The organism is Stenotrophomonas sp. GW821-FHT09E08, assembly GCF_059416125.1.
Map to the genome: position 1 here is coordinate 237,283 of NZ_JBWKOO010000004.1, position 13,358 is coordinate 250,640.

Genomic DNA, 13,358 nt, shown 5'->3' on the forward strand with positions numbered 1-13,358 from the left:
TATATCGCAAAGCCAAGTCATGATGGGAGCTGTCGTCGGCGATGAACCTTCGCTCTTTTGGAGCCCCCCGGACCAATCAAAGGGAGACGCAGTTACCAGTTGCAACACACAGAAGTGATTTAGAGTCAAATGCAGATGGAACGCCGCTTCACGTAATACACATGAAAAGGAAAGTTCATGACCACAATACGCAGATATCTCCCGTTGTTGGCAGCCATCCTCACCGCCTCTCCCGCCCTTGCGGACGACGCCCCCAAGGATGTAGCAATACAGCACTACGCGGAAACCATGCACGTAGGCACGTTCGAAGCCGCGCAACGAATGGATGCGGAACGGGCCGCCGGTAAACTCAGCGCACGGCTTCAGAGGGAGAAGCCGGAGACGTTCGCCGGCCTTTACATCGAGCACTCCCCTGAATTCAGGATCGTGGTGAGATTCACCGGCGATGCCTCACGCCAACTTTCTGCTTACACCAAGGACCGCCTCTACGTCGCAGAAGCCGCGCCACGTTCTCTCGAGCTTCTCCGCGCCACCCAAGAGGAGGTGTCCGATCAGCTCGTCAAGGCGGGCATTGAGTTTGCAGCCACGGTAGACATAAAGAGCTCTATCGTCGAGGTATATGTACGCGATCCCGATGCCGTACGCGCCAGACTTTCCAAACTTCTCTCTGTCGCCGACTTCATCCGCATAAAAGAGACCACAGGTTTCATAGAGCCAACAAACACTGTAGCGGGCGGGCGGCGACTGGAAGGCTACCAGCAGCAGCTCTGCACAGCCGGCTTCAACGTGGTCGAAACTGCAACTCGCGAACTAGGCTTGGCCACTGCGGGTCACTGTGACAATGACAACTATCAGCGCAATCCAACCGCTCGCATTCTGTTCAAGAGTGAACGCAACAAAGGATCTTACGACGTTCAGTGGGGTGCACAGCAGCGTGGCGGCGTCATCTTCTCCCAGTCGAACGAAATCATTGTCGATGGGGAAAAACTGGCGATAACCGATGAGGCATCACTGGCCGACATGACACCAGGCACAACGGTCTGCAAGTTCGGCGTAACGACCGGTCGCACATGCGGATCCATCAAAGACGCAGAGTTCGCAGCCAACTGGAATGGGGAAGCTGGCACCTACGTCCAAGTCGTCAGCCTTGATGGAACCGTGATGAACAAAGGCGGCGATAGTGGTGGGCCCGTCTATGCCGGCAACTCGGCCTACGGCCTTGTTCATGGCAGGGGAAACGATGGCTCTCCTTGGGAGAATGACCTTTTCTTCATGCCCATAGAGAGAATGTCCACCCTGGGCGTCGCTACCCTGACGAAGCCATTTCAGCTGGACAGCGTTCCGAACGTGTCTGGAACAGGCGCCAGTGTTACTGCCACGATGAACTTCAGTGGGTATCCGAGGTTTCCGGTATACATCAACCTCGAGATCGTGACGTGTCCCGCCAGATGGATCTGCTACGGGGGCCGCGCTAAAGTCGATAAGAACATCCCATCCCCCATCACCTTCACTTGGGGTTGTACACCCAGTAAACCTGGTGAACCTCAAGTTTCGAGAGTCAGGACATTCTTGGAAGATGCGTCGGGCCTCGTAACCCAGGCCATAGAGTCGACGATTACCTGTACCACCCCGGCCTCCCCCGGCACATAGCCCACCAGCTGTGTAAGCCCACCGCGTTGATGCACAGCGCCATTCCTCGTTGGGGTTACGAGCGGTCCAACCAATCCGGTGCGATGCCCTGCGCCTTCTGCCAGCGCCGCAGCAGGGTGGCGCGTGGCACGAGGTAGCGATCCTCCAGCACGCGCACCTGGCGGATGCGGTCCAAGCGGAAATGACGGAAGTCCTCGCGGCTTTCGCACCACGCCGCCAGCATTGGCACTTCATCGAAGTAGCCCAGCGCGAACGGCCAGACGATGCGCTCGGTACGTTGGCCCTGCGCATCCTGGTAGCCGAACTGCAGTCGTTGTTGCGCGCTCACCGCTTCGCGCACAGCCTGCAGGCGCGCAGCGGGTACCTTGGCTGCCGCACGCGAGGGACCCACGCGCAGGCCGCTGTCACGCAGCGCTTCGCGACGCGCGGCAGGCAACACATGCGCGATGCGCGCCAGGGCATCGCGTGCGGCCTCGGCCAGCGCGGGTTCGGTGCGGGCCGCAACCCAGCGCAGGCCCAGCACCAGCGCATCGATCTCGGCGGGCGGCAGGGTCATCGGCGGCAGGGTATCGCTCGGTGCCAGCTGGTAGCCGACGCCGGCCTCGCCGCGCAGGTCGGCACCCTGCTCGCGCAGGGTCTCGATATCGCGGTACAGCGTGCGCAGGCTGATGCCCAGGGCTTCGGCCAGAACCTGTCCGGCCACCGGCCGCCGATGGCGTCGCAGCAACTGTTGAAGCTGGGTCAGGCGCAGCGCACGCGACATCAGCCGGCCAGTGCGCTCGATGCCACTACGTGTTCACCCGGGTGCGGGGCGAGTGCGGCCTCGACCAGTGCCTTGGCAACTTCGCTGGCCGGATTGATCCGCCACGCCCGTGGCAGTACTGGCCCCAGTGCGCCGAGTACCGTCAATGCGAAACGCTCGCCGCGGCGCACCTCGTTACGCTCGCCACCAATCAACCCTGGACGTACCAGCGTCAGCGAAGCGAAGTCGAGCGCGCGCAGGTCATGCTCCAGCTCACCCTTCACCCGGCTGTAGAAGATCGACGACTGCGGGTTGGCACCGGCTGCGGAGTTCAACACATAGGTCTGCGCTCCCTGCGCCCGCGCCAGCCGGGCGAACGCCAGCGGGTAGTCATGGTCGATTCGATGGAAGGCCTCGCGGCTGCCGGCCTGGGCAATGGTACTGCCGAGCGCGCAGATGACCGCGTCCACGCGGGCCCATTCGGCTGCGGCGGGCAGTGCATCGAAGGCCAGGACCGGGTTCTCAAGCGTCCCGTGGGTCATGCCCAGCGGGCGGCGGGTGGGAGCGACCACGACACTGCAGCGCGGGTCGTCCAGCAGCTTGCGCAGGGTCAGCCCGCCCACCAGCCCGGTCGCCCCCAGCAACATCACGCGCATCACCACCTCCACTGCGGCATCCTGTCGCCCATCCTAGCCGTTCAAGCCGTCGGCGGCCGCGCCGATATGCTGGAACCAGTCCCTGCCAGCCCCCAGGATTTGCTCCATGACGGACCAGCCCGACCACCGCCCTGCCCCCGGTACCGCCCTTGGGCCGCCGGCACGCGTGCGCGCGGTGGTGGATGACGGGCTGGGAGACCGCGTGGTGCTGCAGGGCGGTGGCGGCGTGGCCCTGCAGCAGCTGTTCGCCGGCGCCGATGCACCGGAACCACTGCTGGCCGCGTTCGCCAACGGTATGGCCACCCTGCCCGGTGAACTGGGCGACATGGGCGACCGCCTGCAGTCGGCGCAGGCCAGTGCCGACTGGCCGCGCTACGGGCGCGCGATGCGGCAGCTGATCGACAAGTACATCCGAACCATCGAACAGCATTCGCCGGATGGCCAGCCCGAAAGCCTGCGCCTGTCCGAGCAGCTGCGGTTGCTGCTGGGCGGCGCGGTGGTGGCCCTGCTGCAGCACGATCCGGACCTGCGCGAGCAGGCGCAGACGCTCGCCATGCAGCTGCGCCAGTGGCAACCGGGCACGGCGCTGGAACCGATCGAACAGGGCGTGCGCGAGCTCGGCCACCAGGTCGGCGTGCGTGCCGAGAGCTGGCAGGAGCAGCAGGCGCTGCTGCTTGAGCTGTTCGCGCTGCTGCTGGAGAACGTCAGCGAACTGCTGGACGACCGCAGCTGGCTGCAGGGCCAGATCGCCGCAGTGCGCCACCTGCTGGACGGACCGCTGGAAGCCGAAGCGGTGGAGCGCACCCGCGCCGAACTGCGCGAAGTGATCTACAAGCAGGGCCTGCTGCGCCAGGGCATCGACGATTCGAAGGCGGCGATGCGCGGGCTGATGGGTGAATTCATCGAGCGCATGGATGGCATGGCCACCAGCACCGGTGAGTACCACGATCGCATCGGCAGCTATGCACTGCAGCTGCGCGAGGCACGCAGCATCGCCGACCTCAACCAGCTGCTGCAGGAAGTGATGCGCGATACCGGCAAGGTGCAGCAGCAGGCCGCGCAGGCGCGCGATCATCTGGCCAGCGCGCGCCAGGAAGTGGAACGTGCCGAGCAGCGCATCGCCGAGCTTGAGCAGGAACTGCGCGCGGCCGGCGACCTGGCCCGCATCGATCCACTGACCCAGGCACTGAACCGCCGCGGCCTGGACGAACTGCTGCAGCGCGAGCTGGCCCGCGCCACGCGCAACAACTCACCGCTGGGCGTGGCGGTGATCGACCTGGATGATTTCCACCAGACCAACGATGCGCACGGCCATGCCGGTGGCGATGCGCTGCTGCAGCACCTGGTGTCTGTGTGCAAGCTGCTGCTGCGCGCCACCGACGGCATCGCGCGGCTGGGTGGCGACGAGTTCGTGCTGGTGCTGCCGGAAACCCAGGGTGCCGACAGCATGGCCACCGTGCAGCGCCTGCAGCGCTCGCTGGCGCACCGCGTGTTGACCGTACAGGATCGGCGCGTACCAGTGCATTTCAGTGCCGGACTGGCGCAATGGCAGCCCGGCGACGATATAGAAACCCTGCTGCTGCGCGCCGATGACGCGCTGTATGCGGCCAAGCGGCAGGGCAAGAACCGGGTGCAGGCAGGGTAGTTTCCCGGCACACCGGAAACTGCTTCGGTAGGTGCCAACCTTGGTTGGCACACGCGGGAAACAAAGCACCGACCAAGGTCGGCCTCTACCGGACAAAGGGCCGTCGCTTACTTCCCGCGCAGCTTCTGGAACCCGGTCACCGCCGCCAGCACGATCGCACCGGCAATGATGCCGACCACCATGTTGGCCACGGCACTGATCAGCCAGCCCCACTGGCCTTCACCGCCCAGCGCCTGCACCGCGTGGTGCAGCGCCGGCACGTTGTGCACCAGGATGCCGCCACCGACCAGGAACATCGCCGCGGTACCGGCCACCGACAGGAACTTCATCAGCCACGGGGCCGACACCAGCAGGCCGCGGCCAACTGCCGCCAGCGCCGCGCCCTTGCGCGACAGATATAGGCCCAGGTCGTCCAGCTTGACGATGCCGGCGACCAGCCCGTAGACGAACACGGTCATCGCCAGCGCGATCACCACCAGGGTGCTGACCTGGTTGATGAACGACGCCGTGGCAACCACGCCCAGCGACAGCACGATGATTTCGGCCGAGAGGATGAAGTCGGTGCGGATGGCGCCCTTCACTTTGTCCTTTTCCCACGCGACCATGTCCACCTGCGCATCGGCCAGCGCCTTGCGCCGCTCGGCCTGGTGTTCGGCGTCCTCATCGGCGGAATGCAGGAACCGGTGCGCCAACTTCTCCACGCCCTCGAAGCACAGGAAGGCGCCGCCGATCATCATCAGCGGCACGATCAGCGGCACGTTCCAGCCGCGGCTGTGCAGCCAGGCTTCCAGCGCGCTGATCGCCAGCGCCGCTGGCACCAGGATCACCTTGTTCACCAGCGAGCCCTTGGCCACCGCCCACACCACCGGCAGTTCGCGGTTGGCGTTGACGCCGGTCACCTGCTGCGCGTTCAGTGCAAGGTCGTCGCCCAGCACGCCGGCGGTCTTCTTCGCCGCGACCTTGGTCAGCACCGAGACGTCGTCGAGCAGGGAGGCGATATCGTCGAGCAGGGCGAACAGGCTGGCACCGGCCATGGGGGATCCAAGAGAGGGAATGAGCGGATTCTGACCGATACCGGGGCGACTGCGGAAGCGGTCGGATTCACTGCATGCCTACCGCCCCCCGGCGACACTGCGGAATCCGGTAGTGACGGCCGCTGGCCGGCAACCGCGCAGTTCCGGACATTACCGGCCAGCGGCCGGCACTACCTGTATCCGTCGCATGGGAGTTCCACTTGAGCAATCCGCCCACCACCAATGGCAACCCTCCGCTGGTCAAGGGCATGAACCGGCGCAGCCAGATCCTGCGCCTGCTGATGCGCTATCGCCATTCGGGCGTGTTCTCGGGCATGAACCTGGACGCCGCCAGCAATCAGGCCGACGTGCCCGCCGACGGAAACCCGGAACAGTTCGTCAGCGACCTGGAAGCCCTGGGGCCGACTTTCGTCAAGCTGGGCCAGATGCTGTCCACGCGACCGGACATGGTGCCAGTGGAGTTCGCTACGGCGCTGGAGCGCATGCAGGAAAAGGTGGCCGAGATTCCGGTCGCTCGCATCCATGCCATCGTCGAACAGGAGCTGGGCGCGCCGGTGAACAAGCTGTTCGCCGCGTTCGATCCCGAGCCACTGGGCTGTGCCTCGATCGCGCAGGTGCATCGCGCGGTGCTGCACGATGGCCGCCAGGTGGCGGTGAAGGTTCAGAAACCCGAGGTCGCTGCTCAGCTGCGCTCGGACCTGGAGGCACTGCGCAGCTTCGCGCTGGCCGCCGACCATCTGACCCAGGTCGGCCGTCGGGTGCGCCTGCGCGACTGGCTCAACGAGTTCGCCAAGACCCTGATGCAGGAGCTGGACTACCACGCAGAGGCCGAGAACCTGGCCCGTTTCGGCCGCCATCTCAAGCCGTTCCGCCGCCTGTGGATACCGCAGCCGCTGTGGGATTACAGCAGTCAGCGCGTGCTGACCATGGAACTGGCCACCGGCGTGCGCGTGGATGCGATTCCCGATGTCCGCCGCACCGAACAATCGATGGACCCGCTGGCGGCGGCGCTGATCCGCGGCTACCTGGACCAGATCTTCGTGCATGGCGAGATCCATGCCGACCCGCATCCCGGCAACCTGCGGGTGATGCCCGATGGACGGCTGGCGATCTTCGACCTGGGCATGGTCGCGCACATGCCGCCGCGCCTGCGCGAGCGGCTGCTGAAGATCCTGTTCGCCGCTGTCGATGGCCGTGGCGAAGAAGTGGCCGACGACCTGATCAGCATCAGCACGCGGTTGGAGGCATTCGACGAAGAGCGCTACCTGCGCGAGACCGGCCAGCTGATTGCGCGCTACGCCGCCAGTGGCAGCTTCTCGGAAGGCCGCGTGGTACTGGACCTGGTGCGCATCGCCACCGCCTGCGGCCTGCGCACGCCGCCGGAGCTGAGCCTGCTGGGCAAGGCCCTGCTCAATCTGGAAACCGTGTGCCGGTTGTTGGCACCGGACCTGGATACCCGCCGCATCGTCGAGCGCCAGCTGCAGCACGTGATGCGCGCACGCCTGAAGAAATCGCTGTCTGCCGCCAACCTCGCCAGCGAGGCGATGGAGCTGCAGCAGCTGCTGCGCGATGGGCCGCGCAAGTTGTCGGACATCATGGCGCTGCTGGCCGAGAACCGCCTGCAGATGAAGGTGACCGGCCTGGAAGAATCGCGGTTGATGGAGAACCTGCAGAAGATCGCCAACCGTGTGGCGGCCGGCATCATCAGCGCGGCATTGATCATGGCTGCGGCAATGATGATGAAGATCGACACCGGCTGGCATCTGTTCGGCTACCCGCTCATCGCCCTGATTCTGTTGTTCATCGGCGTGGTGCTCGGGCTGGGCATCGTTACCAGCGCGTTGTTGTTCGATCGTCGTGCGCGGGCGCGCGAAGAACGCGGGCATCGCTAGCGCATCGATGAAAACATCCGTATTCATGCGGTTTTTAATGCAATTCAACGAACCCTTTCACGCTCGTTTTACCTTCTGAACGCGATTGCGCGCGCGTTATTTCAACAAACATTTCAGTCAGGTTCGTGCATGCACTATCGGGTCATCGGCCTGTCATGTGTATGTGCTTGCGACAGCGCCGGTCGGATGGACACGCGTCGGTACGACGTCCATCAACATCCCGCCACTGCCGAAGCTGCCTATGCTCTGGATACTGTTGTTGTCGTTGCTGCTGCTGTGCTGGCTGTTTCTCGCATCCGGCAAATGGGTGTGGTGGAAGGCCGGTTCACTCTCGCTGCTGCTGCTCATGCTCAGCGCATGGTGGCTGATCGACAAACTCTCCGGTGATGGGCTCAATGCCGCCACCCTGTACCACCTCGGCGCCGATATGGAAGGCGCCGGTGTCTCCGATTTCAAGGGCTATATCGCCGGCTTCATCGTGCTGGCGCTGGTCTCGCTGCTGCCGCTGTTCGCGACGCGGGTGAAGCGCTGGCGCCGGCCCGGCCACGGTGGCGCGTTGTTCGCCGGTTTCGCGGCCGTGTGGGTGGCCGCGATCATGATCAGCCCGCTGGCCCGCGACGGCCAGCGCCTTTACCAGCAGCTGCGTCCGGTCGACTTCGCCCGCATCGCCCCCGAGTACCAGGTGCCGACGCAGCCGCTGCAGCGTCCGCGCAACATCGTCTGGATCTACGGCGAAAGCCTGGAACGTACCTATCTGGATGAGAGCGCTTTCCCGGGCCTGATGCCCAACCTCAACCGCTTGGCATCTGAGTCGCTGGACGTGCGCGGCCTTGCCTCCGCTGAGGGCAGCGGTTGGACCATCGCCGGCCTGGTGTCATCGATGTGCGGCGTGCCGCTGACCACCTCGCAGGGTGATGAGAACAGCATGGACCGCATGGGCAGCTTCCTGCCCAAGGCCGTGTGCCTGGGCGATTACCTCAAGCAGCAGGGCTACACCAACCATTACCTGGGTGGTGCCAACGGCCAGTTCGCTGGCAAGGGCCAGTTCCTGGCCAGCCACGGCTTCGATGAAGTGCATGACCTGGCGTGGTTCAAGCAGCAGAAGAAGATCGGCCGCATCCATTACTCGGCGTGGGGCGTGCACGATGACGTGCTGCTGGATACCGCCTACCAGCGCTTCGAGCAGCTCTCGCGCGCCGGTTCGCCGTTCATGCTGACCACGTTGACCATGGACACCCACCACCCGGCGGGTCATCTGCCGGTGTCGTGCAAGGGCGAGCGCTACCAGAGCCAGTACGGCAACATCAACATGCTCAACGCGCTCAAGTGCAGCGACCGGCTGATCTCGCAGCTGGTGCAGCGCATCCAGGCCAGCCCGTACGGCAAGGACACGCTGATCGTGATCGCTTCCGACCATCTGGCGATGCCCAACGATCTGACCCATATCCTGACCCGGCAGAAGCGCGAGAACCTGCTGCTGTTCCTGGGCGATGGCATTGCCCCGCAGCAGCTCAGCGCCGATGCCGGCACCACCCTGGATTCGGGTGCGACCCTGCTCAGCCTGCTGGACCCGAACCTGAAGACGATGGGCTTCGGCCGTTCCCTGATCGATACCCAGCGCGCGCCCAGCGCCAGCGTAGCCACCCAGCGCGATGGCGGCCGTGACTATCCGCAGTACCTGGCCTTCGCCCGCTCACTGTGGCTGGGCGAACCGACCCGCGAGCTGAAGATCGATGGCGATGACCAAGTGGTGGTGGGCCTGCAGCACGTGCAGCCACCGGTATTGCTGGAGTACGACAAGGACTGGGGTTTGAAGTCCGTGTATCTGGAAAACACCTCGCGCCAGTTCGATGATGCCAACCCGGACAACACCCTGGCCTACGTCGACCGTTGCACCGCATTCGAGGATGGCTCAGCCGACGGTGACTGGTGCGCCCTGCTGGTCAACCGCGACAACGGCATCAAGCTGTACCGCGACAACGACCTGCGCGGGGGCATCGCGGTGGATGCACCACTGGACGCATTCCAGGGCCCGCGCCCGAGCGTGCGCCAGGCACACATGATCACCCAGAAGGGCCGCCGTACCCGTGCCGGCCAGTACATGCTGCAGCTGGTGGCAAGCACGCGCCCGGATCGCGGCTTCTGGATCGAGGCGGTGTCCTCGCAGCGCAAGGTGGTGCTGGCGCAGCAGTGGGTGCAGCCCGATGCCAACGGCAAGATCAACGTGTCATTCGGGCTGGACCACGAAGTAGATGATCTGGAGATCCGCGCGTGGTTGAACCACGCCGAAAAGCTGGCGGTGGACACGTTCGCACTGGTGCCCTCGCGCAGCCGGCCACGAGGGTAGGGGTTTCTTTGCAGGGCTGCGCCCTGCACCCGCCGAAGCAACAGCCGAAGCAACAGCAACAGCAACGGCAACAGCGGGCATTCCGTGGGATGGCGGGGTGGGTCCGGTTGCGGGAGACGCCGTAAACCCATCCATGGGGGCTTGGCCGCGGCATCCATGCCGCGGACACTCCCGCAACCGGACCCACCCCGCCTTCGACAGTTTTCCGCGATCTGTCGGAAATACTCTTGGGGTCAGATCCGTTTTCCGGAGGAAAACGGATCTGACCCCAGATTGATTTCGATATCTGACAGACGTGTCGACCAAGGTCGACACCTACCGACAGCCGCAGGAATCTGTCAGAGGTGGGGCGGTGTCGGAGTGCGGGGTGTCAGCCGCATGGATGCGGCTGCCAAGCCTCCATGGACGGATTTACGGCGTCCCCGCACTCCGACACCGCCCCGCCATCCCACGGAATGCACGCTGTTGCCGTTGCCGTTGCTGTTGCCTTTGCTCCGGCTTGTAGCGGGTGCAGGGCGCAGCCCTGCAGAACAACCCCTACTCCTGCGGATCGCGGGTGATGTGGATGTCGGTCGGGGTCGACAGCGGAATGTTCCGCTCGGCCAGGATCTGCAGCAGGCTGAAGTACAGATCGCTGCGGGTCGCATACACCTGCCGCGGGCTGGCCACGTACGCGAAGCTGTTGATGGTGATCTGGCCACCGGCAATGCTGTCGATGTAGACCGTCGGCGCCGGCTGTTTCAGCACGTTGGTGTGCGCGGTGTACGCATCCAGCAACGCTTGGCGCAGGTTGCCGACATCGGTGCTGGTGGGCACCGCGAACTGGATCTGGATGCGGCCCTGATTGTTGCCCATCGTCATGTTGCGGATGGTCTTGGTGATCAGTTCCGAGTTCGGCACGATCAGCGTCGACTTGTCGCTCACCTGGATCTCGGTCGAACGCACGTTGATGCGGCGGATGTCACCCTCCTGGTCACCCAGCTTCACCCAGTCGCCGATCTTCACCGGGCGCTCGGCCAGCAGGATCAGGCCCGAGACAAAGTTCTGGATGATCGCCTGCAGGCCGAAACCAATACCCACCGACAGCGCGCTGACCAGCAGCGCCAGGTTCTTCAGGTTCAGGCCCATGGCGGTCAACGCCCACAGCCCCACCAGGATGATGCCGACGTAACCTGCAATGGTGCTGATCGAGTTGCGCGCCCCCAGGTCCAGCTCGGTCTTGGGCAGATAGGTGTCGGTCAGCCAGCGTTGCAGCAGCCGGGTCACCGCCAGGCCGACCAGCATCACCAGCAGAGCAATGGCGATGCGGCCGGGTTGCAGCGTCAGGTCCTTGGTGATCGGGATGCCGTTGGCCAGCGAGGCCACGCGTTCAACGACCGAGCCGATGTTGCCGAACGGCGCTGCCAGTGCCAGCAGCGCGATCAGCACCACGAAGGTACGCAGAACCGCCGACAGCAGCACGCCAGCCTGCTCCAGCCGCGATACGCTCAGGCCGGTGCTGAGCAGAATGGTCTGGCCAACCTTGCTGTCGGCATTGAGCATCCACGTGCTCAGGTCATCGACGAATTTGAACAGCAGCGTCGCCGCCAGCACCACGATGCTGCCGCCGATCAACTGCTGGTTCACGAACTTGGCGAAGTTCAGATAGCCCAGCAGGGTGGCGATGATGGCCGCTGCCACAGCGATGTTGCCCGCCACGCGTGCCAATACCAGCCAACTGCTGCGGCGCACCGGCGTGGCCGCACCCACGCCATCGGCCTGCGCCTCCAGCTTGGCCTCGGCCTCGGCGGTCTGCCGGCGATGCAGGCGCGCCAGGGTCACCAGCATGGCCATGATCAGGCCGAGGTAGGTCAGCGCAATCAGGCCATCCAGCGCCACCGTGGTGACGTCGCTGGTACGCGTGGCCTGATCGAGGGCGACCAGCACCGTGCTCAGCCAGGCCAGCGCCGCCGCACCCCAGGCGTATTTGCGCAGCTTCAGTGCGGCGGTGTCATCCAGATTCAGCAACCGCCACGACGGACGCTTGGGAACCAGCATGCAGGCGCTGAGCGCGGCGATGAAGGCGGCGCGGAAGGTAGCCGTCTCCAGGCCGTCGGCCACCACCTGCAGGCGCGGCGCGATGGCATCGATGGCGTCCAGCGCCGCCATCAGTACCACCACGGCATAGCCGGGCAGCAGTGTCCCCACCAGCAGCAGCCACATGGCCAGGCCAGAACGCCGCAGGCGGCCATCGGGTGCACGCTCGGACGCAGCAAAGCGACGACCCAGCCGGCGCAGCCACAACCGCAGCGGGAACATCATGACCAGTGCAGCCACCAGGCCCAGCAACGGCGTGCCCCAGCCATTGGCCCGGATGCCGGCGACGAAGGTATCGCGCCCCTGCTCGGCCAACGGCGCAACGCGTGCGATATCGATCGGCAGGCGCTCGGCAACTTTGCTCCACAGCGCGGGAGACAACGGCGAGGCAACCTTCTGCCCTAGTTCTTCGGTGCGCTGCGCGACGCGTTGCTGGTCGATGTCGGTCGCCAGCTGCTGGGCACGCACGGCACTGGTCTTGGCCTGCGCTACCGACGCGGCCAGTCCGTCCCGCTGCTTGGTGATGCTGCGCCGTTGCGCCGCCAGTTCCGGCGGCTCGGTAGTGCCCTCGGCAGGCGTACCCAACTGCGCCAGTTGTTCGTCGAGGCGAACCAACTGTGGCTGCAGCTCCTTTTCCAGCGCCTCAGCGTCTCGCCGTGCCTGCGAGGCACTCTCGGACAACATGGCCAGTGTCTCGATGGCCGAAGCATCACCGCGCTTGCGGTCGATCTCCTTCAGGCTGGATTCGATCTGCGCCAACTGCTGCTTTGGCGTGAGGTCCTCATCCTGTGCCAGCACCGGCGCGGACAGCAGGAGGGCGGAGCACAGCATCAGGACCCACCATGGCCCTCGTGCACGGATCGATCGCAGGAAAGAAGACAAGCCAGCCACACCGGTTCGCGCGGACCACCGCGCCTGCGCGCGACTATACGGCAGAGCCGGTAAAGGGCGGATGGGCGGCCCCGGCAGCGTCGAGCATCAGTACTTCAGGCGCAGCTCTTCCACCGTGGGCTGCTGCAGCGCGTACCAGTCCTGGAACTCTTCCTCGGTGATCTCATCGGGCGCATACACCGCCACCGGGTGCCAGTCGTGGTCGGTCGGCAGCGGCTGGCGCGGGCCGGCACGCAGGCTGTAGGCCACGCCTTCGTAGTCCACCAGGTCATCGACCTGCGGCCACTGTTCGCGTGTGAACGCGGATTCACTCTTCAACAGGATCACCTGGTACATCGGCACCTCCACCTCGTCTGGATCAGGAAAACACGGCGCTGGCTGCAGGATACCGCCGCGCCGGTGACAACGGGCGCTCCGCCGGGGCG

9 protein-coding genes are annotated in these 13,358 nt (G+C 65.0%); 4 read left to right on the forward strand and 5 right to left on the reverse strand.

What is annotated here, in order from left to right; all coding sequences use genetic code 11:
* Positions 1-177 precede the first annotated feature (177 nt).
* Positions 178-1,650: a S1 family peptidase gene (locus tag AC07M7_RS08020; RefSeq protein ID WP_046984838.1), complete on the forward strand. Its 1,473-nt coding sequence runs from the start codon at positions 178-180 to the stop codon at positions 1,648-1,650.
* A 55-nt stretch (positions 1,651-1,705) separates the two neighbouring features.
* Here AC07M7_RS08020 and AC07M7_RS08025 read toward each other — a convergent pair whose 3' ends face one another.
* Both AC07M7_RS08025 and AC07M7_RS08030 read right to left on the reverse strand, forming a co-directional pair.
* Positions 1,706-2,413, reverse strand: a complete 708-nt coding sequence (locus AC07M7_RS08025) for a helix-turn-helix transcriptional regulator (protein WP_046984839.1) — start codon at positions 2,411-2,413, stop codon at positions 1,706-1,708.
* Positions 2,413-3,048, reverse strand: a complete 636-nt coding sequence (locus AC07M7_RS08030) for a Rossmann-fold NAD(P)-binding domain-containing protein (protein WP_046984846.1) — start codon at positions 3,046-3,048, stop codon at positions 2,413-2,415. Before AC07M7_RS08030 ends, AC07M7_RS08025 begins: the two co-directional genes overlap by 1 nt.
* A gap of 106 nt (positions 3,049-3,154) precedes the next feature.
* Here AC07M7_RS08030 and AC07M7_RS08035 point away from each other — a divergent pair, with 106 nt between their 5' ends.
* On the forward strand, positions 3,155-4,693 hold the full coding sequence (locus AC07M7_RS08035) for a GGDEF domain-containing protein (protein ID WP_495207086.1): 1,539 nt from the start codon (positions 3,155-3,157) through the stop codon (positions 4,691-4,693).
* A 107-nt stretch (positions 4,694-4,800) separates the two neighbouring features.
* On the opposite strand, the gene AC07M7_RS08040 is transcribed toward AC07M7_RS08035, so the two are convergent.
* The gene (locus tag AC07M7_RS08040) at positions 4,801-5,727 is read right to left on the reverse strand and encodes a DUF808 domain-containing protein (protein ID WP_046984841.1); all 927 of its coding nucleotides are present in this window, start codon (positions 5,725-5,727) and stop codon (positions 4,801-4,803) included.
* A 200-nt stretch (positions 5,728-5,927) separates the two neighbouring features.
* Here AC07M7_RS08040 and AC07M7_RS08045 point away from each other — a divergent pair, with 200 nt between their 5' ends.
* A complete protein-coding gene (locus AC07M7_RS08045) occupies positions 5,928-7,619 on the forward strand; it encodes an ABC1 kinase family protein (RefSeq protein WP_208043613.1) in 1,692 nt (563 codons plus the stop codon).
* Between the two features lie 241 nt (positions 7,620-7,860).
* Positions 7,861-9,966, forward strand: coding sequence for a phosphoglycerol transferase I (locus AC07M7_RS08050; protein ID WP_253079269.1), 2,106 nt, complete (start codon positions 7,861-7,863; stop codon positions 9,964-9,966).
* A 537-nt stretch (positions 9,967-10,503) separates the two neighbouring features.
* Here AC07M7_RS08050 and AC07M7_RS08055 read toward each other — a convergent pair.
* Both AC07M7_RS08055 and AC07M7_RS08060 read right to left on the reverse strand, forming a co-directional pair.
* Complete coding sequence (locus AC07M7_RS08055) at positions 10,504-12,873, reverse strand: DUF3772 domain-containing protein (protein WP_295380034.1); 2,370 nt, start codon at positions 12,871-12,873, stop codon at positions 10,504-10,506.
* 147 nt (positions 12,874-13,020) lie between these two features.
* Complete coding sequence (locus AC07M7_RS08060; RefSeq protein ID WP_495207087.1) at positions 13,021-13,269, reverse strand: hypothetical protein; 249 nt, start codon at positions 13,267-13,269, stop codon at positions 13,021-13,023.
* Positions 13,270-13,358: the final 89 nt, after the last annotated feature.